The sequence below is a fragment of the Aquifex pyrophilus genome, assembly GCF_054656935.1.
Genome location: NZ_BAAHXJ010000005.1, coordinates 86,125 through 109,288, shown reverse-complemented (window position 1 = coordinate 109,288; position 23,164 = coordinate 86,125). Strand labels below are relative to the sequence as shown.

Genomic DNA, 23,164 nt, shown 5'->3' with positions numbered 1-23,164 from the left:
TTAGAGCTTTCCCTCGTAAGCTCTTTCGTAAAGCTCATAAACCGCGTCCATATCAACCTCAACGGGATTAACCGCGAAGGCTGTCCTTCCGCACATATAGACATCTTCCGCAAGTCTTTCAAGCTTTTCCTTCTCCACACCGAGTTCTTCAAGAGTTTTGGGAAGATTAAAACGCTCTATGAACTTGACAAGTGCGTCAACCGCCCTGTGGGGTTTTTCCTCTTCGCCCATGAGCTTTGCAAAAAGGGCATACTTCTCGGGATTTCCCTTGTAGTTAAAGGCGGTTATGTAGGTTGATAATGCGGAAAGTCCTTCCGCGTGAGCTACATCGGGGTAGTGTCCCGAAACGGGGTGCTCCATAGCGTGTATGAGGGCCACACCAAGATGGTCTATAGCTATTCCCGCGAGCATCGCTGCATAACTCATATACCTCCTTGCTTTTTTGTTTTCGGGTTCTTCGTAGGCAACGGGAAGCCATTTAGCTATAAGCTCCGCCGCTTTTATAGCATATTCTTCCGCTATGAAGTTTTCCCTTTTGTTCGTAAGGCTCTCAAGGGCGTGCATGAGTGCGTCAAATCCTGTTATGGCGGTGAGCTCCGGGGACATGGTGTAGGTGAGTTCGGGGTCAACGAGAGCAACCTTAGGATAGTTAAGACTGTGGGATATTACCATCTTCTCTTTTGTCATAGGATTCGTTAGAACCGAGTATCTGTTTACCTCGCTACCCGTTCCAGCGGTTGTGGGTATCGTTATAACGGGACGGTTCAGGTAAGGGATTAGCCTGCTTCCTTCGGGATACCTCACGTAATCCCAGGCGTATCCCTCGTTTGAGGAAACTATAGAAATTGCCTTTGCCGCATCAAGAACGCTTCCCCCTCCGATACCTATTATGAAGTCAACTTTTTCCCTTACAGCTATGTCAGCCCCCTTGTTCACCTGCTTATCGGTGGGATTGGGTGTTATCTCGTCGTAAATTACATACCTTATTCCGTGTTCATCAAGGCTTTTTGTGAGCTTATCAAGAGCACCGGATACTTTAGTGCTTTTTCTTCCTGTAACAATTAGGGCTTTAAAACCGAACCTTCTTCCTACCTCTCCCGCTTTCTTTACAGCCCCTTCACCGAAGTATATCTCAACGGGTCTGTACTCGTTAACTATTGTCATGAGTATAAAATATAAGCTGTTATAATAATCTCTTCTGAACGACGGAGGATTTAAAGATGAAAAGGGTTAAGGTAAAGCTTTATCCAAGGAAACCGGGAAGGAAGAGTGAGCTCAAGAGAAAGAGAAGGGAAGGATGGCTTCCCGTGGAGATATACGGAAAGGGCGTTGAGAACAGACATGCCTGGATAAGCGTTAAGGATTTTGCATCCCTTCCCCACGGAGAGGCTTTCCTGATTGAGGGTGAGCTTGACGGAGAGACAAAGGTTTACATACTTAAGGATATCCAGTTCGGGTGGCTCGGAAATAATCCCATTCACGTAGACCTTTACGACCTATCTAACGTTCAGGAGATTGAGGTTGAGGTTCCCATTGAGTTTGTAGGCACACCTCAGGGTGTTGAGGCTGGAGGAACCTTTGAGCCCGTTATGCACACCTTAACCGTAAAAGCACCTCCCGCGCAGATTCCCGAGAAGATAGTTGTTGACGTGAGCGGGTTGGGACTCGGTGAAGCCCTTCACGTGAGGGATATAAAGCCACCCGAAGGATGTGTAATCCTTGATAATCCAGATGAAACCGTGGCGGTAGTTTACGAGCCCGAAGAAGAGGTAACGGAAGAAACTGAAGAACAGACGGAAGAGCAAACCTCCTAAATGGATATACGGCTCGTAGTAGGTCTGGGAAATCCGGGAAAGGAGTATGAGAAAACGAGGCACAACGTTGGATTTATGGTTATAGACGAGCTCGTAAAAGCCCTGAGGGCTAAGGGCCCCTTTGAGGAAGCCCTCTCCCTCACTTACCGCGTTCGCCTCCCCCACAAGGAAGTAATTCTCGCAAAGCCCATGACCTATATGAACAACTCAGGTGCGGCTGTTTATAACCTCCTTGAAGAGTATAAGCTTTCCCCCGAGGAGATGATAATCGTTTACGACGACCTTGACCTTCCCCTCGGAAGTATGAGGCTACGCCTTAAGGGAAGCTCGGGAGGACACAAAGGTGTTGAATCAATAATAAAATACATAGGAACTCAGAACTTCCCGAGGCTACGCATAGGAATAGGAAGACCCAAAAAGAAGGAAGACGTAGTTAAATACGTGCTTTCCCCTTTTCCTCCCGAAGAGGAGAAGGTAATATCAAACGTCATAAAGAAAGCGGTAAGATGCCTTATAAGGGCAATAGAGACCTCCCCCGAGCATGCTATGGAATACTGCAACAGACAGGATGTTATTTAAAGGAGGCTTTTATGGAAGAACAGAAGAAAAATCAAGGATATTATTACGAGGAAGATGAGATAGACTTATTTGAGCTTCTTGAGGTTCTGTATAAAAAACGCGTAATTATACTGGCTACCACTCTACTTTTTACTCTTACAGCTGCTTTAGCTTCATTCATAATGCCAAGGACATATAAGGCTGAGGTTTATTTTGAGATAGTTGATTATGTATATAAAATAATTACTTCAGATTTTCAAAGATCAAGCGATATAGAATTTATAAACGTATCTATGCTAAAAACCAGTTTTGAATCTTACATAAAAAGTAAAAACCTTGGAATAGATGTAAATATTTCAAGTATAAAAAGGAATGAGAACCTTGGAAAAATAGAAGCATTTGGCTATTCAAAGGAAGAAGCAAAAAAGAATTTAAGGGAAGTTATCAAAATAATTAATAACATTGTTCTTAAGGAAAAGATAAAGACTCTGCGGGAACTCGTGAAGACGAAAATTGAGATTATAGATGAAACCCTTAAAAACTTCGGGAAGATACTTCCCGACAAAACGAGTATATCCGAAAACTTCATATCAACGCTTATAAGCATATCAACCCAGAAAAGAATACTAAAGAACTGGTTGGAAAATCCTAAGCTTATAGAATTTACGAGCGATATTATAGTTTACGATAAACCTGTAAAACCGAAACCTATACTCATAACTTCTGTTGCCTTTGTTAGTGGATTGTTTTTAGGTATATTCCTTGCTCTGTTTAAACATGCTTGGGAAAACAGAAAGTCAAGACAAACTTAACTGCTGTTTTTCAGTAAGTTCGTAGAGTTTTTCTGCAAGCTCCCTTAGTTTTTTTGAGTTCTCAACGTTTTCCCTGAGGTGGTAGGGAATGGCTTCTTCCCCCCAATAGGCTCCCACCATGCTTCCTACGAGGAAACCAACGGCATCCGTATCCCCGCCGAACTCCCCGTATGAGTTAACAGCCTGATATAGGGCCTCTTCTGGATTATCAAGGTTTGATAGGAATATGTATATAGCGAGGGGAAGGGCTTCAAGGGCAAAAGTTCCGTTTCCCAGGGTCATTATAGCGGTATCAAGGTCCGCACTCTCCATAAGAAGCTCAGAAACCTTGTCAAGAACCTTCTTCACCTTTTCGTCCTTAACGTATTCCTTCAGTTTTTCTATCAGCCTTATTCTCTCCCTGAAGTCCTCAAGGAGGAAGTCTCCCCTCACGAGATGGGCTATAAGTGCGGAAAGAATTGCGGAGGTTTCGGAAATTACGTTTCCCCTGTGGGTTAAGAGGGAGACAACCTTTCCCCCTTCCGCCGCAAGTTCGGGATTGTAGTAGTGGAAGAGTCCCATCGCAACACTTCTTAAGATACCCTCAACGGAGGAGGAAACGAGCCCGTGAGAGGAAGGATTTATTCCCCTTGAGAGGAGGTCTATCGCTGTGAGAAGCATGGGGTCAGGATACCTGTGGGTTTCCTCCCTGTTATACCAGTCAATCAGTCTGTTTAAGAAATCCTTTATATCAAGACCCTTGCTCTCAACGAGGCTCTCAAGCAGTATCCTGAAAATCGTCGTCTCGTCGGAAGTCTCCTCGGGAAGCTGTCCATAAGCGGGGCTTGAGGGATGCGGGGATACGAAGTCCCTTATCCTGTCCCCGTAAAACTCTATCACCTCTTCCTCGGTTAGGTCCTCAACCGCCTTCCCTAAAGCGTCCCCGACGGCAGCACCGAGGACAGCACCTACAAACTTACTTTTCAGGTAATCATCCATGAGTTTTAATTTAGTTTCTGAAAAGCGGTAAGGAAATATAATTTTAAGCTTATGGAACTCCCGAGGCTTTACGCCATAACGGACAGGAAGAAATACGGTGAGGACTTCCTGAAAACCCTTGAGTCCATTCTAAAGAGTGGTGTAAAGATGGTTCAGCTGAGGGAGAAAGACCTGAAGGATAAAGAGCTTTACGAGCTTGCAAAAGAAGTAAGGGAGCTAACAAGAAGGTATGATGCTCTCCTTCTTATAAACGAGCGTTTTGATATAGCCCTTGCGGTGGGAGCTGACGGGGTTCACCTGCCCGAAAAGAGCTTTCCCCCCTCAGTTGTGAAAAGGATAAATCCCAACTTCATAGTGGGCTTTTCCGCTCACTCCCTTGAGAGTGCAAGGTATGCTGAAAGAGAGGGTGCGGACTTCATAACCCTCAGTCCTATCTTCAGGACCTCCTCTCACCCGGAGGCTGAGCCCATAGGACTGAAGACCTTAAAGGAGGTATCCGAAAAGGTAAACATTCCCGTTTATGCCCTTGGCGGAATAACCTGGGAAAAAATAAAAGTGTGCTACAAGAACGGGGCTTACGGAATTGCAGGAATAACGATGTTCGCTGAGAAGGCTAATGTTTGAAGTGCCTTAGCCCCGTGAACACCATTGCTATGCCGTGCTCGTTGCAGGCCTCAATTACTTCCTTATCCCTTATTGAGCCCCCGGGCTGGATTACCGCGGTTATTCCCTCCTTCGCCATAATGTCTATGCTGTCCCTGAAGGGGAAGAACGCCTCCGATGCGACAACCGCACCCCTCAGGTCAAATCCGAACTCCTTTGCCTTATTTATGGCGCACTTCAGGCTGTCAACCCTTGAGACGTTTCCGGAACCTATGCCTAAAGTTCTCCCTCCCTTTGCTATCACAACCGCATTTGATTTTGTGTGTTTCACTACCTTGTAAGCGAATATGAGGTCGTCCATTTCTTCGGCTGTAGGCTCCCTCTTTGTTACGACCTCAAGCCTCTCGTAGAGAACGGTGTCCTCATCCTGAAGGAGATAGCCACCGCTAACTTTCTTCACGTCAAAGCTGTTCTGAAGCCCGTAAAACCTGAGAACCCTAAAGTTCTTCTTCTTAGAAAGCTCCCTCAGAGCTTCCTCCTCGTACTCTGGAGCTATTACAACCTCAAGGAACATTGAGGTGAGTTCCTTTGCGGTTTCGGCATCAACCCTGTCGTTGAAGGCAACTATGCCCCCGAAAGCGGAGACGGGGTCCGACTCCTTAGCCCTTAAAAAGGCGTCCCTAACATTGTTTCCAACCGCTACACCACAGGGGTTGTTGTGCTTTATAATCGCACAAACCGTCTGGTTCGGAAACTCAAGAACGAGCCTTACCGCGGAATCCGCATCCAGGTAGTTGTTAAAGGACATCTCCTTTCCCTGAAGAACGTCCGCCTTCGTTATCCCTATATCCTCAAGGGGATTCTCGTAAAGAAATCCCCTCTGGTGAGGGTTCTCCCCATATCTGAGCTTTTTCTTGAGCCTTAGTGGGAGAGCTTCCTCTTTGTTAAAGCTCTCTATTGAGTATAGCTTCTTAAATGCCTGGGATATGACGCCGTCGTAATACGCCGTGTGGGAAAAGGCCTTCCACGCAAGGTATGCCCTGTCCTGAAGGGAAAGAGTTCCCTTCTTTAACTTCTCAATGACCCAGTCGTAGTCTTCAGGGTCAACGAGAACGACAACCCTGAAGAAGTTCTTTGCGGAAGCCCTTATTAACGTAGGACCTCCTATATCTACAAACTCCATTAATTCTTTTTCTTCAAGCCCTTCCTTTAATTTCTCCTCAAAGGGATAGAGGTTGACAACGACAACGTCTATGGTCTCTATCCCCAGCCTTTCTATCTCTTCTTTGTCCTTTTCAACCCAGTCCCTGTAAAGTATTCCCCCGTGAATTCTGGGATGGAGCGTTTTCACCCTTCCCTCAAGAATCTCGGGAAACTCGGTAATCTCCGAGACCTCCTTAACCTCAATTCCCTTTTCCTTTAAATATCTTGCGGTTCCTCCCGTTGATATGATTTCGTATCCGAGCTCCCTGAGTTCCCTCGCGAGCTTTTCTATTCCCTCTTTTCTGTAAACTGATATTAACGCTTTCATTTAAACAATTTTAAAAATAAAATCATAAAAGCTATGCTTTACAAAGAGTTTGAAGGAATGAAACTTTCCGAGATGGGAGTGGGAACTTACCTCGGTGAGCTTGACGAAGATACCGACAGAAGGTATTACGAAACCATAAAGCTCGCTGTGGAGAAGGGCATAAACGTAGTGGACACAGCCATTAACTACAGGTATATGAAGAGCGAGAGAGTGGTCGGAAAGGTTTTAAAAGACGTTGGAAGGGAGAAGGTTATAGTTTCAACGAAGGGAGGATATATACCCTACGACGTTGAGAGCGGTGAGGACCCAAAGGAGTATTTTGAGAAGAACTTCGTAAGGACGGGAATAATAAACCTCTCCGAGATGACACCCCAGGGGCATTACCTGGGAAGGGAGTTTATAAACTGGTGCTTTAACAAAAGCCTTGAGAACATGCAAACCGAGTATATAGACGTTTACTTCCTGCACAACCCCGAAGAACAGCTCCTTTACGTTGACAGGGAAAAGTTCAACGAGAAGATAGGGGAGTGCTTTGAACTCCTTGAGGAAAAGGTTCAGGAGGGAAAGCTCAGGTATTACGGACTTGCCACGTGGCACGGCTTCAGGCTCACTCCCGCATCAAGGCAGTATCTCAACCTCCCCGAGCTCGTTGAGATAGCGAAAAGCGTTGCGGGGGACAATAACCACTTTAAGTTTATCCAGCTTCCCTACAACCTCGGAATGCCAGAGGCATTTACCTTAAAAAACCAGAAGGTTAACGGGAAGGAGCTTTCAACCCTTGAGGCTTCCCAGGAGCTTGGCATATACACATACATAAGCGCAACCATATACCAGGGAAACGTTATAGGGAGAGTTCCCCAGTCACTCAAGGCGTTCTTCGGACTTGATAACGACGTTCACGTCGCCATTCAGTTCGTAAGGAGCACACCAGGAGTAGGGACCTTCCTTATAGGAATGAGCAGGAAGGAACACCTTCTTGAAAATCTCAAGGTCCTTGAAATACCGCCTGTTGAAAGGGATAAATTTTTAAAGCTCTTTAAATAACTTAGGCTTGCGTATAAAAAGTATTTGAGCGACTCGGCAAACTCATCTCCCCTTTCCCCCTTTCCTCCCCCATAATCATTTCCCTACGAATGGAACTAAAGGAACTGATAAAGAAAATTGAAGACATAGACGAATACGCGAGGGAGTTCCTCAAGAACTTTGAGATTAAAAAGGAGGGAAACTTCTTCGTATTCGTAGCCCCCGACGAGGAATACAAGAGCTGGCTTCACACGATAGTTGAGAACTTCCTTGATGAGGAATACAGAAAAGCGGTAAGGATTGAGAACAAGAAAGAGAGGAAAAAAGAAGAGATAAAGGACTTCTTAAACCCCCGATACACCTTTGATAACTTCATCGTCGGGAAGGGGAACAGATTTGCCTACGAGGTTGTGAAGGAAGCCCTTGAAAATCTGGGATACTTATACAACCCAGTATTCATTTACGGGAGCGTCGGAACGGGAAAGACCCACCTCCTTCAGGCAATAGGCAACGAAGCCAAAAAGAGGGGCTACCGCGTAATATATTCATCGGCAAACGATTTTGCGGACGAGATGGTAAACTACATGAAGGAAGGAAGGATTAACGAGTTCAGGAACAGGTATAAGAGCGTTGACCTCCTCCTTCTTGACGACGTTCAGTTCCTTTCTGGAAAGGAGAGAACCCAGCTTGAGTTCTTCCACATATTTAACACCCTGTACATCCTTGAGAAGCAGATAATACTCGCATCCGACAGGCATCCCCAGAAGCTAAACGGCGTATCCGACAGACTCGTGAGCAGGTTTGAAGGGGGAATACTCGTTGAGATAGAACTTGATACGGAAACGAAGCTCAAAATAATAAGGGAGAAGCTAAAAGAATTCGGCTTAGAACCCAAAAGCGAAGTGGTGAAATACCTTCTGGAAAACACGAAAAACGTAAGGGAGATAGAGGGAAGGATAAAACTCATAAAGCTGAAGGGACTCAGTGCGGTTCCCGAAAGGAAAGAGGAAAAAAGCAAGGTTGATAAGATTATTGAATTCGTTGCCAACTACTACGCCCTGAAGACGGAGGAGCTTCTCTCGGACAAAAGGAGCAAGCGAATAAGCGAGGCAAAGCACGTAGCCATGTATTTATGCAGGAAGGTATGCTGGGCAAGCCTCATAGAGATAGCAAGGGCATTCAGGAGAAAGGACCACACGACGGTAATACACGCCATAAGGAAGGTTGAGGAGAGAAAGAAGAAGGACAGGAAGTTCAGACACCTTCTCGCCTTTCTTGAGAAACAGGCGATGGAAAAACTATAGAGCTTAAATATCTTTATTTAAGATGAAGCTGGAAACCCAAAAAAGGCTTTACTACTCCCTGAAGGATTACTTTAAAGAGAGATACGGAAAGAGAGTTCAAAAGATTACGGTAGCCCTCCCCTTCACGTGTCCAAACAGGGACGGAACGAAGGGAAAGGGAGGTTGTACTTATTGTTATGACGGCTCAAAACCCTCTATGCTAAGCCCCATAGTTCCCCTTGAGGTTCAGATAAAAGAAGGCATAGAGAGGGCAAAGAAGAAGTACGGAGAGGATATATACTTCACCGTTTACTTCCAGTCCTATACAAACACATACGGAGACCTTGAAACCCTAAAGAGATATTACGATACCGCCCTTAAGTTTGAGAACGTTGTCGGCATAGACGTTGGAACGCGCCCCGACTGCGTTCCCGAGGAAGTTCTTGACCTCCTTGAGGAATACGCTAAAAAAGGTCTTGAGGTGTGGGTTGAATACGGACTCCAGAGTGCGAACTTTGAGACGCTTAAGCGTATAAACAGACAGCACGGGGTTTCCGACTTCGTTGATGCGGTTCTAAGAACCAAGAGGAGAAACCTCAAGGTATGCGCCCACATGATAATAGGGCTTCCCGGGGAAACAAGGGAGGACTTCATAGAAACCGCAAAGCTCATAGCATCCCTTCCCGTTGACGGCATAAAAATACACCCCCTTCACGTCATAAGGGGAACGGTTATGGAGAAGCAGTATATGAACGGTGAGTTTAATGTTCTCTCCTTGGAGGAGTATGCGGAATACTGCGCGGACGTTATAGAGCTTCTCCCACCCAACATGGTTGTTCACAGAATTACGGGAGAGACGGACGAAGAAAGGCTTATCGCTCCCGAGTGGTGCACTTACAAGCATAAAAACAGGGTAATCCAAGCGGTAAGGAATGAGCTTGAGAAAAGAAATAGCTATCAGGGGAAGAAGTATCCTTTTTACAATTATTTCCAATCATGAAAATTTACCTTATGGGTTCGGACCAGAGGGTTGTAAGGTGTGCAAGGGTATCCTTTGCCAAGGATACCTATTCCGATGAACTGAGGGACAAAAGGCTTATAAGGTATCTCTTCAGACATAGGCATGCCTCGCCCTTTGAGCATAACGTTATAGCATACGAGGGAACAAAGGAAGACTGGCTGAACCTCCTCCGGAAGGTTGAGAATCCAACCTTTCAGGCTTACTTCTCGGAGGGATACATCTTCCTGAACCTGAGAAACGCCATAAATGCCTGGGATTTTCTCCCCGAGGATGTTAAGGAAAAGGTCAAAGAACGTTTTCCCACCGTTTACTTCATAGTTGAGAGAAGGGGAGAAGTAGGAGACGAGGAGCTCAAAAACATTCCCTATACGAGGGATACAGCTTACGTTAAGGAAAGAAGGGAAACGTCATCGGGATGGATAGGACTAGTTGATAAGCTTGAGCTCGGCACCGAAATGGATTTTTACACCTTCGTAGTTGAGTGTCCCCTCTTTGTTGCAAGGCAATGGATGAGGCACAGGTTTGGCTCCTACAACGAGATATCCAAGAGGTATGTAGGGACGGAGTTTCTTGAGTTTTACCTTCCCGAGTATATAAGAAAGCAGGCGGAAAAAAATAAACAGGCTTCCGTTGATGAGCCTATTCCCGAAAGTGAGAAATTTATAAATGAGATTAAAAAGTTAATAACCGAGTCAATAGGCCTTTACGAGAGGATAATAAGTTCCGGCGGGGCTAAGGAGCTTGCAAGAGGTGTTTTGCCCCAGTTTATGAAAACGAGGTTTTACTGGACCGTCCCAAGGATAAGCCTTGATAACTTCATAACCCTTAGAACCCACGAAGGGGCCCAGAAGGAGATAAGGGAGTTCGCAAACGCAATAAAGAAGATGGTGGGATACAGGAGGACGGACAAAAAAAACGTCATTTAACGCTTATAATTTTTTCTTTCTCGTTTACCTCAAATATCTTTCCGAAAAACTGCTCACAAACCCATATATTCGTAAGAAGGTGTCCCGTAAAACGGGGAACCTTAATGCTTCCACCGAATATAGCCATAAGGGGAACGAGATGGTCCGCAAGGTGTGTGTCAACTGTTGCACCCGTTGAGTAATCCTCGTGGAGCTTCTTCACCGCTTCCGCTCCCACAACCTCCGCCAGCTTCCCCTTCTTCCCGAGGTTATCCGCTCCCAGAATATTACCCATTGTGTCCTCAAGCCATACGGTTATACTCGTTCCTATTGAGCTTGCCTGTGCATACTGCCTGTAAACTTCGGGCTCGGGATAACCGAGCTCCTTCAAGGCTTCAACCGCTCCCTTTGCCTGTCTTTCCGCAACCTTTCTCTCTCTCAGCTCCTCGTGAGCCACCGAAAATACGTGAATCTTCTTTATATCACCCCTCTCGGTTCTTTTCAGGTTTATCCTCTCTCCGAACAGCTCCCTTATCTTTGAAACCTCATTTACTTCTTCCTCCAGGGAACTCCTTACGCTCAGCTGAACCGCTCCCCCTCCTTTGGGATAAAAGCCCCTCTTTAGGACCTCAATCCTTATAAACTCGGGAATGTTCATAACGTACGGAAGGAAGACGAACCTCAGCCAGTCTATAGTCGGGCTTTTTGGAACGTCTGTCCCCCCTATTACCTTTATTACCGTCTCGCCGGGAATGAAGAGGGAAAGGGGAAGTATAGTCTGGAAGAAGAGTGTTATAGAACCTGCGGTATCAAAATTCACCTCGTAGTATCCGGGTTTAAGCCTTTTTGGTATGTATTCAAGTTCCGTTGAGCCGAGCTCATCCCCCTTTACCTTAGCCTTTGCGAGCCTCTTTAAAAGTTTTACGATGTTTAGATGCTGTCTCTTCAAGCCGGGCTTTTCCCTTTTTGCCCTTATGTTGTATATCCTTACTGGAATCTTGAGGAGCGTGCTTAAAAAAAGTGCGGTTCGGACTATCTGACCTCCGCCCTCTCCGTAAGAGCCGTCAAGCTCCAGAAACTCCATTTTAAATGTATTTACCTTCTCCCCTCATAACCACCTTTATAAGGTTTCCTTCCTCCCTTACGTCCTCAACCTTGTAATCGTAGAAGTTTATTTTATCAAGGTTCTCCAGGTTTACGTTCCACTCCGCTATATAACGGAGCGTGTAAGCCCGGTGGGGCATTGGGTTTACAACTTTCTTGTCCTTTCTTATGTATTCAAACCTAACCACTTTGGCATTCTCGGGAAAGCTCACCGTTTCCCTCTGGTCCGTGGTCAAGAAATCAAAAACGACCGCCTCGTTTAAGAGGTTTTCGGTAATTTCTTTCAGAACCTCCTTCCAGAAGGTTTTTACCTTTTTCCCCCCGTATACGTCCCCGTAAGATACGTGGTATTTGGGTATGTAGTCCTCAACACCGAGCATACCGAAGAGGGGAGAGAGAATAATACCCTTGTCTTTTATATCTTGCTGAACCTTGGGGGGCAGGCACCAAAACTCAAGGCTGTCCCAGAACTTTCCCTTATACCTCCTCCAGGCAGGAGCGAGGGGAGAGGTGCTCACGTTAAAGTGTTTTATGAGCTCCTCCCTGTAGGGGTTAAGCTGGGGAAATCTGTTGTGCTCCTTTGATTCCCAGAGGGAGAAGAGGTCTTCCTTGACCAGGTCCATAGAGGATTGTTTTCCCTCCGAAGGAAGCAGGTAAAAAATCATAAGAAAGATTATATTAAATTCTCCTAAGAGCGGGATTGGGTGTTATCGTTGCTTCAACCACGGAATCCTCAAGGGCTCTAAAGCCGTGAAGCTCTTCAGGTTTGTAAAAAACCGTTGAGCCCTGAGAAACCTCCGCCTCTTCCTTTTCCGAGATGAATATTAGCCTCCCCTTCAGAACGGTTATGAAAACGCTTGAGGGTGAGGTGTGGGGCTTTATCTCCTGTCCCCCTTTCAGGTAAAACCTTATTACTCTTGCGTTTGCGTCTTCATAAACGAGCTCACTTATCGGCTTTTCTCCGAACTTTTCCTCAAGAACCTTTATCTCCGCCATAAGAATAATATAAGTGGTTGTTTACATACTTTCCTTTACAACTTCCGTCCCGACCCCCTCTTTGGTGAATACTTCAAGGAGTATTGAGTGTTTAACCCTTCCGTCTATTATGTGAACTTTTTTCACGCCTTTCTCAAGGGCCTTGAGTGCGGACTTCACTTTCGGTATCATTCCCTCTTTTATCACCCCTTCCCTTATGAGTTTTTCCGCCTTCTCCTTTGTGAGCGTTGATATAAGCTCTCCCCTCTCGTCCTTAACACCCTTTGTGTCCGTAAGGTAGATGAGTTTTTCCGCCTTCAGTTCTCCCGCTATCTCAGCAGCAGCTATGTCCGCGTTTATGTTGTAAGCCTCTCCCTTTTCCCCAACACCTATCGGTGCTATAACGGGAATGAAGTTATGACTGAGAAGTGTATGAATCAGCTCTTCGTTCACGTCCGTAATCTCACCAACGTATCCTATATCCTCTTCCGGAACGGGAAGACCCAGCTCGGAGAAATACCTCTCCTTATCAAGCTTTTTAGCTTTCAGAAGTCTTCCGTCCCTTCCCGAAAGACCCACCGCGTATATGTTCTTTCCGCTGAACCTGTTTATGAGGGCGACTATGTCCTTGTTTATATCACCCGATAGAACCATCTCAACTATGTGCATAGTGAGCTCGTCCGTTTTCCTTATGCCGTTTATGAACCTCGGTTTTATGCCGAAAACTTCCAATGTCTTGCTTATCTGGGGCCCTCCCCCGTGAACTATTACGGGATTTATACCCACGTATTTTAAAAGGACAACGTCCTTGGCGAAGGACTCCCTCAGCTCCTCCTCGTGCATAGCGGAGCCGCCGTATTTTATGACGAATATCTTCCCGTGGAACTCCCTTATGTAGGGCAGGGCTTCCTGAAGTATTCTTGCCTTCTCTATCGCATCGTTCATTTCTCTTCCTGAATGGTCGCTATATTTATATCCCTTCCCAGCTTCTCCTGAACGGATTTAACCTTTTGGACAAGCCTTCCCTTCTTTCCCTTCCTGTAGTCTATCTTCATGGTTATGGAAATCCTGTCGCAGTCCTCCTTGAGGGCCTCAAATCCCTTCTTCAGGACGTTCATCACCTCGTCCCAGTCCTCACCCTCTATTATCGTTCCCATCGGTGTTAGAACGTAGGGAAGTCCTGATTTATCAACTATATCAACTACTCTCGCAACGTATTTGCTAACGCTCTCTCCTTTTCCTAAGGGTGTCATGCTCACAAAAACGAGGAAGCTCATGTATATAAATTTTAGTAGGCTTCTTCCTCCACGCGAATTAAAATGGGCTTGTCAACAACCACAGGAAGTTTCTCTATATCCGATAGGGCCCTCTGAACGTCGTTCTCGTAAGCCTTGTGGGTAAGGATAACGAGGGGAACAATGGGCTCCCCTTCTCTTCCCGCTATCTTACAAACCATCTCCTTCTGAAGAACGGAAGCTATGCTTATGTTGTAATTCGCAAGGACGTTGGCTATTTTTGCGAGAACACCGGGTTTGTCTGGAACGTCAAAACGGAGGTAATAACGGGAGTAAAAGTTCCTCCTTACCTTCAGCCTATCCCTGTCCCAGTTTATTAGGAGTCTTTCCCTTCCACCGCAAAGGATAAACCTTCCCGCGTCTATTATGTCAGAAACAACCGCGGAAGCTGTGGGGTGAGAACCTGCCCCTTGCCCGTAGAACATTGTCTTCCCTACGAAGTCCCCCTCTATCATAACTGCGTTGTAAACGCCCGAAACCTTCGCAAGAGCTTCCTCCGAGTGTATAAAGGTGGGATGAACCCTTATCTCAACCTCCGAGTCAACTTTTTTGGCTATTGCAAGGAGCTTTAAGGTGTATCCGAGCTCTTTTCCGAGCTCAACGTCCAGCCTCTCAACGTTCGTTATTCCTTCAACGTATATCTCATTAAAATCAAGGTATCCCCCGTATGCGAGCATGGAGAGTATGGCTATCTTGTGGGCCGCGTCCCATCCCCCCACGTCAAGTGTCGGGTCCGCTTCGGCATATCCCTTCTTCTTTGCCTCCTCAAGGGCTTCGTTAAAATCAAGGTTTTCCTCAAACATTCTCGTAAGTATGTAGTTCGTTGTTCCGTTCAGTATGCCGAGGATTGATAAAATCCTGTTTCCCGAAAGTCCTTCCCTAAGTGCTTTTATAACGGGAATACCTCCTCCCACCGAGGCCTCAAAGCCCAGGTAAAGGTTATTCTTTTGAGCCTTTTCAAATATCTCCCTTCCCTCCTCCGCAAGGAGGTGCTTATTGGCCGTAACCACACACTTTCCCCTATCAAGGGCTTCAAGAATGAGCTTCTTTGCAAACTCCTTTCCTCCAACAAGCTCAACCACTATGTCCGAGCTCTCAAGAACTTCTCGGTAATCGGTAGTTCTGAGCTCCTTAGGAACCTCAAACTCCCTCTCCCTCTCCCAGTCTAGGTCCGCAACCTTAACGAGTTCAAAATCAATCCCCGTTTTCTTCCTTATTACTTCCCTGTTTTGTATAAGGAGCTTTACCGTTCCCGTTCCCACAGTTCCGCAACCGACTATGCCCACCTTAAGGCTTTGCATAAGAGAATTATCCCCCATTTTTCGGAATGCAACAACACGGGGGTTTTAAAATATTGAGTGTGATAAAGATATACGTAAACACCTTCAAGGGTTTTGAGGAAATAGACAGGGAAGAACTGCCTGAATATGAGGGAAAGTTTATAGTATGGTTTGACCTCTTCAACCCAACCGAGGAGGAGATTAACTTTATCCGAGAAAAAATAGGATTCAGCATGCCCCCGAAAGAGATACTCGGAGACATAGAGATAAGCTCCAAATACATAGAGGGAAACAACTTCCTTGAGATAACCTTATCCTTCGTAATCCTCCAGAAGGAGGAGATAGCGGTTGAACCCGTCGTTTTCTACATAAAGGAGAAATACTTCGTAACCGTTAGGTACAGGGATATACCCTCAATAATGCTTTTTAAGAACAGGGTTAACTTCCACAAGGAGTTTTACCAGTTTCCCGAGAGCCTTTTTGCGGAAATACTCGGCATAGAGGTTGACAGGCTCGGGGACAGACTTGAGGTTCTCGGAAACAAGATAAAGGACATATGGAGACAGATGTTTATAGAGCAGTCCGAAGAGATGATAAGGGACCTTGCCTTTTACGACGAGTTAAACATAACCATAAGGGAAAGCATAAACGAGAAGTTAAGGGTGATAAGCAAAGCCCTCAAAAGCTCTATAATAAACGCCCACACTAAGAAGGACCTAAGGGTCATATACGACGACCTTACCACACTGCTCGATTACACATCCTTTTACATGGAAAAGATTGACAGCATACAGAACTCCCTCCTCGGACTCATAACTATAAGGCAGAACGAGGCTGTAAAAGTCTTTACCGTTCTCGCAACAATCTTCCTCCCCGCAACGCTCATAGCGAGCATATTCGGTATGAACTTCAAGTATATGCCCGAGCTTGACTGGAAGTACGGATACCCCTACTCCCTCTTTTTGATGGTTTTCACAACAGCGGTTCTTCTCTTCTGGGTGAGGAGAAAGGGATGGCTCTGAAAAGAAAAATAGCCCTTGAGGACTTCGTTCTCGCCTTCACAATTCTTCTCACCTTCTCCTATCCCTTCATAATTACCTTCTTCATACTTTACAAGGAACACGAAAAAAGGTTTTACGCAAAGAGCGTTATGGAAAAAGTTCTTAAGGTTCTCGTATCCGAAAACTGTGAGGAGATGTTCGTTGAGGTAATTCCCCACATACATAAGGGCTTGCTCGGTAAAGTTCTTGAGTTTGAAGAAATTTGCTCAAAAACCGCGGGTAAAAATGTGATAGCGAAGGAGTTCATCCCGAAAGACGGGGAGTTTATATACAGGATAAAGCTGAGCGAGGGAAGGCTGAGCCTCGTGGGCATATGGGAAGGGGAGACCTTTAGGGTTATCCTTATAGATTATGATTAAGGGAATAGATATCGGGGGAACGTTCATAAAGGTTCTCTGGGAAGACGGAAGGAGTGAGAAGCACTACATAAGGGACATTAAGAACGACAAGGAAAAGCTCCTCAATAAGATTAAAGAGGTTGTTAAAGAAGGGAATCCTGCGGGTGTCGGCATAGCGGTTGCGGGCTTTACCTCCCTTGAGGGGAAGGTTTACAAATCCCCCAACATACCGAACCTTGACGGAGTTGATTTCAGGGAGCTTCTGGGGGAAACGAGTATTCCCTTCGTCGTCGGGAACGACGTTAGCCTCGGGGCTTTCGGGGAGTGGTATTACGACAACAGGGACAGCGATATACTTCTCCTCGTTGCGGTGGGAACGGGACTCGGAGGAGGACTTGTTTACAAGGGTGAGGTTTTTTTCGGTGTCTGCGGGAGTGCCCTTGAGATAGGACACCACATAATCAGGAAGGACGGGGAGGTATGTAACTGCGGAAGAAAGGGGTGCTGGGAGGCTTACTGCTCTTCCTACGGAATTGAAAGGGAGTATAAGAAACTAAAGGGTGAGGAGCTGAAAGATTACGAGATAATAGAGAGGGCAAAGGAGGGGGAAAAAGAAGCCCTTGAGGTTGTCAGGCTCTTTAAGGATTACCTGAGCGTCGGTCTTATGAGCATGGTTCATATATTTAATCCCGACAGGATAGTCCTTGCGGGAGGGGTTGTTCAAACCATGGGAGAACTCCTTAAGGATATTCCCAAAAGAGTTAAGGAAATCTCGGAAAGCCTTCCCTCCTCCTGTGTTGAGATACGGTTTTCAAAAGCCGGTGAGTTCATGGGAGCGAGGGGAGCCCTTGCTTACGCATTGAAAAAACTTAAGGAGTAGTGTAAATTTTTTCTTAGAAAACCAGGGAGGTGGAAAGATGATTATTGAGTATAGGAAGAAGAAGGGAAGCGATGAGTGGCATTTTTGCACGAAATGCCCAAACTATCCCACGGAGGATTACGAAACCTGGTGCGGAGCGACAAGACCGCCCGGCGGTAAGATGTGTGAGGAATGCATACTCCTTGAGGAGTCCGACCAGCACGACTGCGAGCCCAAGATATGTTAAAACAGCTCTCACCCCTTCCCTCTCGCTCTTAATCCTTGTCTCAAAAAAGGTAATAAGAACGGAAGTTGTAAAGGAAAAAAATAACACGGTTCTTGAGGAGTTTAAGAACTACTTCCTCGGAAAGGGTGATATAGATATACCCCTTGACCATCTTGATATCAGTCCCGACAACCGATGTTATAGAGTTTACCTTTTCCTAAAGGAAAAGGTTGTGTTTGGAAACGTTATAACTTACGGGGAGCTTGGAAGGACTCTCGGCGTTCACCCGAGATTTGTTGCCTTCTGCATGAAAATAAACCCCTTTCCCGTAATAATTCCCTGCCACAGGGTTTTATCAAAAAAAGGATTGGGCGGTTATTCCGCAGGAGTGGATATAAAGAGAGAACTTCTGAGACACGAGGGTCATAGAATAGTCTTTTAACCTTCTTAGAGCTCTCTTAACTTCTTAAGAAGTCTTTCTTTCTGTCCCCTTTCTCCTTCCTTTCCTTTCTCAAGGAGCTTCAGAGCCTTCTCGTAATACCTCTTTGCCTCTTTTTTGAACCCCATCTTGAGGAGGACGTCCCCCACGTGCTCGTTAACGACGGGGTCGTCGTAAACCATCCTGAGGGCTTTAAGGAGGTAAAACATAGCCCTCTCGTAATCGCCCCTGTGGTAGTAAACCCATCCCAAGCTGTCAAGGTATGCGGGGTTGTCAGGGTCTTTCTCAAGGGCTTTCCTTATCAGTCTTTCCGCTTCATCAACTCTTTCCTTTCCATACCAGAGGAGGAGGGAATAACCGAGATAGTTGTAGTAATCGGGGTTTTCCGGGTCCCTCTTTATCGCTTCCCTCAAGCTCTTTTCCGCATTCTCGTAATCCCCGAGGTTGTCATAGGCTATAGCCTTCAGGAAATAGACTCTCGGATTTTCCGGGTCAATCTTTTCAAGTTCCTTTAAAACCTCAAGAGCTTTTCTGTATTTCTTTCTCTCTATGTAATACTCCGCTTCCAGGAGAAGAAAGGGCTTCTTATCAAGGGATATTATCTTTCCCTTATCTATCAGCCTTTTTGCTTCATCAAATCTTCCGAGCTCAATATATACACCTGCAAGTCTTTCTATTACCTTCGGATTGTTCGGGAACTTGTTCAGCAGACTCTCGTAAATTTTTTCCGCTTTCTCAAACTCCCCGTTTGCCTCAAGGGATATCCCATAGGAAAAGGCAACGTTCGGGTTGTCGGGATAGGTGTAGTAAAGGTTCTCAAGAATCTCTTTAGCTTTTTTATACTCCCCCGTTGAGAGGAGTATTAGGGCATACTCAAGCCTGTAGTTCGGGTTCTGGGGTGAGAGCCTCAGGAGTTTCTCGTATATCCTTTTAGCCTCAAGGAGTTTCCCGGATGCGGTGTATAGCTTTGCGAGTTTCTCAAGGATGGTCTTGTTATTGGGATTCTGTTTCAGGGCTTCCCTGTATAGTTCCTCCGCTTCCTTAAACCTCCTCTCCCTTTCGTATATCTTCCCAAGGGATATTACCGCGGGTGTGTAGTTTTTCTGAATCTCAAGGGCTTTCTCAAAATACTCAACACCTTTTAAGGTGTTTCCCTCCATCAGGTATATCCTTCCGAGGAGGTAGTAGGGAAGAGGGGTGTCCGGGTTCAGCTTTATGTAATCAAGGAGGAGCTTCTTTGCCTTTCTCCTGTCCTTTCCCTTCAGGTATTCGTCTATGAGGAAGAGGAGTATTCGGGAGTCATACGGAAAGGATTTGTAAGCTTCCTCTATAACCTTTAGGGCTTCCTTATCCTTTCCGAGGATTTTATAGACGTTGTAAAGATACAGGTATGCGTCCTCTTCGTTTGGGAAGTGCCTTAAGAACTCCCTTGCGAGCCTTTGGGCTTCCCCGTAATTCTTCTCCTTTATGAGTATCCTTATTAAATCCTTATAAAGCTCGGGTGAGTTAAACTCCTCAAGGGCTTTGTAGCAGTATTCCTTTGCCTCCTTCGGACGCTCAAGGAGGTAAGAACACATAAGGGCATCGTAATAGGGATTTGAGAAGCTAAGGCCAAACACCGAGAGAAGAATTACCAGCTTATTCATTGACCTTATATATTAAAACAGGTTTATTGAGTTTTCCGAGGAGTTTTGTTGCGGTGTTCCCGAGGATTATCCTCTTGAGTCCCGAAAGCCCCTTGGAACCTATGATTAGGAGCTCAACTTCTTCATCTCCGTTCACGTATCCCGCTATCTCATCAACGGGGTTCTTGCCTTCGGTGTAAATAACTTCGGTTTTAAGTCCTTCCCTCTCAAACCTATCCTTCAGCTCCTGAAGGAGCTTCTTCTTCTCCTCCCTGAACTTCTCTTCAAATTTCTTTTTCAGGGTATCAACGACGGGCAGGTTAAAGGGCTCTTCCACGTGAATTATCTTGACGTTAACACCGAAGGGCTTAAGGAACTTTAGGGAGAACTCAACCGCTTTCTGGCTCGTTTCTGAAAAATCGTAGGCTATAACCACGCTTTTATTAAACTCAACCTCGCTTCCCTTGATTACGAAGTCGCTAACTTTCCCGTGCTTCACAACCTTCTCGGTTGTAGAACCTATGAGAATTTTCTCAACGAGGCTCTTTTTATGCCCCCCGAGAAACACGAGGTCGGGCTTTATCCTGTCCTCATACTCAAGTATCGTATCCGCAGGGTCTCCGAGCTCAACGTGTGTATATACGCTTTCCTTTCCGAGGAAATCCTTTAACGCATGAAGTTTTTCCTCCGCTTCCCTCCTTTTCTCCTCTTCAATTCTCTCAAGGGTTTCTATATCTATCACGCTTACTCCCATCGTCTCGGGATAGGGGAGGTAAACGATGGGTGGTATTACGTGGAGGAGGTGAATTTCTGAGCTTATCTTTTCCTTTACTCTCTTCACCGTTCGGAGGAGCGGGTTTGTTATATCCGAGAAGTCAACTGGAACGAGGAGTCTCATTTAAAGTATATGTTAATAGATTATGGACAAGCTTGGTTTACTTTTCTTGAGCGGTGTTCTCTCGTGCTCGGGGGCTTACAAGGATGTTGTTATAGAGAAGCCCTCCCCCTGTTATTTTGTGAAGAGCGTAGAAAGGAAGGGAAATGAGGCATACGTTTACCTTGAGAGGGAGAGGGGAAAGATATGCACTCAGGTTATAGTGAAGGACAGGGTAAGGGTTGAGAGGGACGTTGAAAAAATACGAGTAATCGTTGATAATAGAGTTTGGAAAGAATATAAGGAGGAGAAAAGATGAACATAGAGTATAGGGGTGTTGACGTTCATATCAGCGACGCTATGAAGGCTATTATTGAAAGTAAGTTAAACAGGTTTAAGAGATATTTGAAGGAGGTGGGTGAGGACGAGGTTGAGGCTATAGTTGCCATATCCTCAACGAGGGCAAGACAGAAGGACTTTGCCGGAGATAGCATCCCCACCTTTTACAGGGTTGATATGCACCTTTATCTGAAGAACCTCCCCCACGGGGCAATACACGCCTGGGAGGAGGATACCGACGTCTTTACCGCAATAGATAAAGCCCTTGACGAGCTTGAAAAACAGCTCGTAAAGCTGAAGCAGAGAAGGCATGAGTGGATTAGGGAAGCGAGAAAGTTCAAGGAACAGCTCCACGAAGCGGTAACCGCTCCCGAAGAGAGGGAAAGACCTGAGATAGTTGAGGAGGAGCTCGTAGTTGATAAGCCGATGAGCGTTGAGGATGCAAAGGCGGAACTTGAGGAACAGCACGCTTACTTCATTCCCTTCGTGGACATAGCGGACGGACAGCTGAAGATACTATACAGAAAAAGGGGCGGAAACTACGGCCTCATCTCAACGGGATGTAAGTATCTATGAAGGAAATAAATTTCCTGAAGTTCAGGAAGCTCGCTTACCTCGTGTCCTCTCTCATAATACTACTGAGCGTTCTTTCCCTCGGCTTCAGGGGCTTGAACCTCGGCCTTGACTTCACTGGCGGGATTCTCTACGAGGTGAGGTTTGAGAAAAGAATTGATATTTCAGAACTGAGAAAGTTTTTAAAGGAAAAGGGATTAAAGGGTTTTCTCCTTCAGGAAACGAAGGAAGGGAACTTCATAATCAAGGTTAAAAAAGAAGAAGGTATTGAGAAGCTTCTTTCTGAGCTCGGTAAATACGAACTCATAAGGAAGGAAAAAATAAGCGGCGTTGTTAGCGAGGAACTGAGAAGAAAGGCCGTCTTTGCCATACTTACAGCCCTCGGAGGCATACTCCTATACCTCGGTCTCAGATTTCAGCCCCTTTGGGGAGTGGGTGCGATACTTGCCCTCGCCCACGACGTCATAGCGGTTGTGGGCGCCTACTCAATAACTCAGAGGGAGGTTAACCTTGAGGTTGTATCCGCCATTCTCATAGTTGCGGGTTATTCCGTTGCGGACACAGTCGTTATATTTGACAGGATTAGGGAAAACCTGAGAAAGAGAAAGGGCTTCACCCTTGAAGAGGTTATGAACCTCTCGGTAAATCAAACCCTCTCAAGAACGATAATGACCTCTCTAACCACGCTAGCCACAGCCCTTGCATTGTTTATTCTGGGAGGTCATGCCCTATCAAACATTATGTTTGCCTTCGTTGTTGGCGTAATCGTTGGAACCTATTCCTCGGTGTTTGTCGCCTCTTCCTTTGTCCTTGATATAACAAAAATTCTGAAGAGAGAGGTTCAGCCCGCTTGATGGAGGAAGCTTTAATATACCTTTCCCTTTTTGTCGTGGGCCTGATACTTGGAAGTTTTTACAATGTCCTCATTTACAGGCTTCCGAGAAACGTATCCATACTTTACCCCCCTTCCCACTGCCCCCATTGTAAACAGCGAATAAGGTGGTATGACAACATTCCCCTCCTTTCCTTCTTTCTGCTAAGGGGAAGGTGCAGGTACTGCGGTGAGAAGATATCTATAAGGTATCCGCTGGTTGAACTCTCCTCGGGACTTCTTGCGGTTCTTTCTTACTACAGGTGGGGGCTGACCCTTGAGGGAGTTTTTTATTACTTCTTCTTTTCCGCACTTCTCGTTATATCCCTGATAGACTGGTTCCACTTCATAATTCCCCCTCAGATAAGCATAGGAGGAACGATAATCTCTCTTGCTCTCTCCCCATTCAGAAAGGATATAACGCCTCTTGAAAGCTTTGTCGGGGTAGGTGTTGGCGTTATCATCCCTCTTCTCATATACCTTTACTACGTGAAGATAAGAAAGATTGAGGGTATAGGGCTGGGAGACGTTATCCTTCTCGGATTTATAGGAAGTGCGACGGGCATTTACGGGGTGTTCAGCGCCCTCTTTATAGGGAGCTTTATCGGACTTCTTTACGTTATCCCCCTCGTAATTAAACACAGGTCCTTTAACTTTGCTGTTCCCTTCGGCCCTTTCCTTTCCCTCGGAGCTTTCATCGGTGTTCTCTTTAAGGAAGAAATCCTGAGCTTTTTAGGATATGCAAATATAGTGATATAATTAGTAATTGATAACTTA

Annotated in this window: 28 protein-coding genes; 17 read left to right on the top strand and 11 right to left on the bottom strand. The window is 45.7% G+C overall.

The window, feature by feature from the left end; all coding sequences use genetic code 11:
• Nucleotides 1–1,164 carry an iron-containing alcohol dehydrogenase gene (locus ACYQZ0_RS04180; RefSeq protein WP_459775347.1) on the bottom strand — a complete coding sequence of 388 codons (1,164 nt, stop codon included), beginning with the start codon at nucleotides 1,162–1,164 and terminating at the stop codon, nucleotides 1–3.
• 56 nt (nucleotides 1,165–1,220) lie between these two features.
• On the opposite strand from ACYQZ0_RS04180, the gene ACYQZ0_RS04175 reads away from it, so the two are divergent.
• Genes ACYQZ0_RS04175 through ACYQZ0_RS04165 form a run of 3 tightly spaced genes read left to right on the top strand, consistent with a single transcriptional unit; the run spans nucleotide 1,221 to nucleotide 3,184 of the window.
• Complete coding sequence (locus tag ACYQZ0_RS04175; RefSeq protein ID WP_459775346.1) at nucleotides 1,221–1,814, top strand: 50S ribosomal protein L25/general stress protein Ctc; 594 nt, start codon at nucleotides 1,221–1,223, stop codon at nucleotides 1,812–1,814.
• A complete protein-coding gene (pth, locus tag ACYQZ0_RS04170; RefSeq protein WP_459775345.1) occupies nucleotides 1,815–2,393 on the top strand; it encodes an aminoacyl-tRNA hydrolase in 579 nt (192 codons plus the stop codon).
• Between the two features lie 11 nt (nucleotides 2,394–2,404).
• Complete coding sequence (locus ACYQZ0_RS04165; protein ID WP_459775344.1) at nucleotides 2,405–3,184, top strand: Wzz/FepE/Etk N-terminal domain-containing protein; 780 nt, start codon at nucleotides 2,405–2,407, stop codon at nucleotides 3,182–3,184.
• Here ACYQZ0_RS04165 and ACYQZ0_RS04160 read toward each other — a convergent pair.
• Nucleotides 3,170–4,162 carry an ADP-ribosylglycohydrolase family protein gene (locus ACYQZ0_RS04160; protein WP_459775343.1) on the bottom strand — a complete coding sequence of 331 codons (993 nt, stop codon included), beginning with the start codon at nucleotides 4,160–4,162 and terminating at the stop codon, nucleotides 3,170–3,172. The two genes, ACYQZ0_RS04165 and ACYQZ0_RS04160, sit on opposite strands and share 15 nt — an antisense overlap.
• A 51-nt stretch (nucleotides 4,163–4,213) precedes the next feature.
• Between ACYQZ0_RS04160 and thiE the strand changes: the two genes are divergently transcribed.
• Entirely contained in the window at nucleotides 4,214–4,786 is a 573-nt protein-coding gene (gene thiE / locus ACYQZ0_RS04155; RefSeq protein WP_459775342.1) for a thiamine phosphate synthase, read from the top strand.
• On the opposite strand, the gene purH is transcribed toward thiE, so the two are convergent.
• Nucleotides 4,776–6,296 carry a bifunctional phosphoribosylaminoimidazolecarboxamide formyltransferase/IMP cyclohydrolase gene (purH, locus tag ACYQZ0_RS04150; protein ID WP_459775341.1) on the bottom strand — a complete coding sequence of 507 codons (1,521 nt, stop codon included), beginning with the start codon at nucleotides 6,294–6,296 and terminating at the stop codon, nucleotides 4,776–4,778. The two genes, thiE and purH, sit on opposite strands and share 11 nt — an antisense overlap.
• 33 nt (nucleotides 6,297–6,329) lie before the next feature.
• On the opposite strand from purH, the gene ACYQZ0_RS04145 reads away from it, so the two are divergent.
• From ACYQZ0_RS04145 to thyX, 4 genes are all read left to right on the top strand, one after another.
• Entirely contained in the window at nucleotides 6,330–7,340 is a 1,011-nt protein-coding gene (locus tag ACYQZ0_RS04145; protein ID WP_459775340.1) for an aldo/keto reductase, read from the top strand.
• An 89-nt stretch (nucleotides 7,341–7,429) separates the two neighbouring features.
• Nucleotides 7,430–8,623: a chromosomal replication initiator protein DnaA gene (dnaA, locus tag ACYQZ0_RS04140; RefSeq protein WP_459775339.1), complete on the top strand. Its 1,194-nt coding sequence runs from the start codon at nucleotides 7,430–7,432 to the stop codon at nucleotides 8,621–8,623.
• A 22-nt stretch (nucleotides 8,624–8,645) separates the two neighbouring features.
• Nucleotides 8,646–9,602 (top strand): tRNA modification radical SAM protein MnmL/YtqA, encoded by a 957-nt coding sequence (gene mnmL, locus ACYQZ0_RS04135; RefSeq protein ID WP_459775338.1) that lies wholly within the window; start codon nucleotides 8,646–8,648, stop codon nucleotides 9,600–9,602.
• Nucleotides 9,599–10,549, top strand: coding sequence for an FAD-dependent thymidylate synthase (gene thyX / locus ACYQZ0_RS04130; protein WP_459775337.1), 951 nt, complete (start codon nucleotides 9,599–9,601; stop codon nucleotides 10,547–10,549). Before mnmL ends, thyX begins: the two co-directional genes overlap by 4 nt.
• Here thyX and rtcA read toward each other — a convergent pair.
• From rtcA to ACYQZ0_RS04100, 6 genes are read right to left on the bottom strand one after another with little or no spacing between them, the layout of a single operon-like run.
• Nucleotides 10,542–11,612 (bottom strand): RNA 3'-terminal phosphate cyclase, encoded by a 1,071-nt coding sequence (gene rtcA / locus ACYQZ0_RS04125; RefSeq protein ID WP_459775336.1) that lies wholly within the window; start codon nucleotides 11,610–11,612, stop codon nucleotides 10,542–10,544. The two genes, thyX and rtcA, sit on opposite strands and share 8 nt — an antisense overlap.
• A 1-nt stretch (nucleotide 11,613) precedes the next feature.
• On the bottom strand, nucleotides 11,614–12,255 hold the full coding sequence (gene yaaA, locus ACYQZ0_RS04120; RefSeq protein ID WP_459775335.1) for a peroxide stress protein YaaA: 642 nt from the start codon (nucleotides 12,253–12,255) through the stop codon (nucleotides 11,614–11,616).
• Between the two features lie 55 nt (nucleotides 12,256–12,310).
• On the bottom strand, nucleotides 12,311–12,628 hold the full coding sequence (locus tag ACYQZ0_RS04115) for a cupin domain-containing protein (RefSeq protein WP_459775334.1): 318 nt from the start codon (nucleotides 12,626–12,628) through the stop codon (nucleotides 12,311–12,313).
• Nucleotides 12,629–12,649: 21 nt separating this feature from the next.
• The gene (argB, locus tag ACYQZ0_RS04110; RefSeq protein WP_459775333.1) at nucleotides 12,650–13,552 is read right to left on the bottom strand and encodes an acetylglutamate kinase; all 903 of its coding nucleotides are present in this window, start codon (nucleotides 13,550–13,552) and stop codon (nucleotides 12,650–12,652) included.
• Nucleotides 13,549–13,884, bottom strand: coding sequence for an MTH1187 family thiamine-binding protein (locus ACYQZ0_RS04105; RefSeq protein ID WP_459775332.1), 336 nt, complete (start codon nucleotides 13,882–13,884; stop codon nucleotides 13,549–13,551). The genes argB and ACYQZ0_RS04105 overlap by 4 nt, the downstream gene beginning before the upstream one ends.
• A gap of 11 nt (nucleotides 13,885–13,895) precedes the next feature.
• Nucleotides 13,896–15,203 (bottom strand): homoserine dehydrogenase, encoded by a 1,308-nt coding sequence (locus ACYQZ0_RS04100; RefSeq protein ID WP_459775331.1) that lies wholly within the window; start codon nucleotides 15,201–15,203, stop codon nucleotides 13,896–13,898.
• Between the two features lie 59 nt (nucleotides 15,204–15,262).
• Between ACYQZ0_RS04100 and ACYQZ0_RS04095 the strand changes: the two genes are divergently transcribed.
• The 5 genes from ACYQZ0_RS04095 to ACYQZ0_RS04075 are packed head-to-tail and all read left to right on the top strand — an operon-like array spanning nucleotide 15,263 to nucleotide 18,108.
• On the top strand, nucleotides 15,263–16,204 hold the full coding sequence (locus ACYQZ0_RS04095; RefSeq protein WP_459775330.1) for a magnesium transporter CorA family protein: 942 nt from the start codon (nucleotides 15,263–15,265) through the stop codon (nucleotides 16,202–16,204).
• A complete protein-coding gene (locus ACYQZ0_RS04090; protein WP_459775329.1) occupies nucleotides 16,195–16,602 on the top strand; it encodes a hypothetical protein in 408 nt (135 codons plus the stop codon). Before ACYQZ0_RS04095 ends, ACYQZ0_RS04090 begins: the two co-directional genes overlap by 10 nt.
• Nucleotides 16,595–17,461 (top strand): ROK family protein, encoded by an 867-nt coding sequence (locus ACYQZ0_RS04085; protein WP_459775328.1) that lies wholly within the window; start codon nucleotides 16,595–16,597, stop codon nucleotides 17,459–17,461. The genes ACYQZ0_RS04090 and ACYQZ0_RS04085 overlap by 8 nt, the downstream gene beginning before the upstream one ends.
• A gap of 37 nt (nucleotides 17,462–17,498) precedes the next feature.
• Entirely contained in the window at nucleotides 17,499–17,687 is a 189-nt protein-coding gene (locus tag ACYQZ0_RS04080; RefSeq protein ID WP_459775327.1) for a hypothetical protein, read from the top strand.
• Nucleotides 17,644–18,108: a methylated-DNA--[protein]-cysteine S-methyltransferase gene (locus ACYQZ0_RS04075; protein WP_459775326.1), complete on the top strand. Its 465-nt coding sequence runs from the start codon at nucleotides 17,644–17,646 to the stop codon at nucleotides 18,106–18,108. Before ACYQZ0_RS04080 ends, ACYQZ0_RS04075 begins: the two co-directional genes overlap by 44 nt.
• 5 nt (nucleotides 18,109–18,113) lie before the next feature.
• Here the strand turns inward: ACYQZ0_RS04075 and ACYQZ0_RS04070 are convergent, their stop codons facing one another.
• Both ACYQZ0_RS04070 and ACYQZ0_RS04065 read right to left on the bottom strand, forming a co-directional pair.
• Nucleotides 18,114–19,751: a tetratricopeptide repeat protein gene (locus tag ACYQZ0_RS04070; protein ID WP_459775325.1), complete on the bottom strand. Its 1,638-nt coding sequence runs from the start codon at nucleotides 19,749–19,751 to the stop codon at nucleotides 18,114–18,116.
• Complete coding sequence (locus ACYQZ0_RS04065; protein ID WP_459775324.1) at nucleotides 19,744–20,628, bottom strand: universal stress protein; 885 nt, start codon at nucleotides 20,626–20,628, stop codon at nucleotides 19,744–19,746. Before ACYQZ0_RS04065 ends, ACYQZ0_RS04070 begins: the two co-directional genes overlap by 8 nt.
• A gap of 22 nt (nucleotides 20,629–20,650) precedes the next feature.
• Between ACYQZ0_RS04065 and ACYQZ0_RS04060 the strand changes: the two genes are divergently transcribed.
• From ACYQZ0_RS04060 to ACYQZ0_RS04045, 4 genes are read left to right on the top strand one after another with little or no spacing between them, the layout of a single operon-like run.
• Complete coding sequence (locus ACYQZ0_RS04060) at nucleotides 20,651–20,923, top strand: hypothetical protein (protein ID WP_459775323.1); 273 nt, start codon at nucleotides 20,651–20,653, stop codon at nucleotides 20,921–20,923.
• Entirely contained in the window at nucleotides 20,920–21,519 is a 600-nt protein-coding gene (gene hpf, locus ACYQZ0_RS04055; RefSeq protein ID WP_459775322.1) for a ribosome hibernation-promoting factor, HPF/YfiA family, read from the top strand. The genes ACYQZ0_RS04060 and hpf overlap by 4 nt, the downstream gene beginning before the upstream one ends.
• On the top strand, nucleotides 21,516–22,370 hold the full coding sequence (secF, locus tag ACYQZ0_RS04050) for a protein translocase subunit SecF (protein WP_459775321.1): 855 nt from the start codon (nucleotides 21,516–21,518) through the stop codon (nucleotides 22,368–22,370). The genes hpf and secF overlap by 4 nt, the downstream gene beginning before the upstream one ends.
• Nucleotides 22,370–23,146: a prepilin peptidase gene (locus ACYQZ0_RS04045; RefSeq protein ID WP_459775320.1), complete on the top strand. Its 777-nt coding sequence runs from the start codon at nucleotides 22,370–22,372 to the stop codon at nucleotides 23,144–23,146. Before secF ends, ACYQZ0_RS04045 begins: the two co-directional genes overlap by 1 nt.
• Nucleotides 23,147–23,164: the final 18 nt, after the last annotated feature.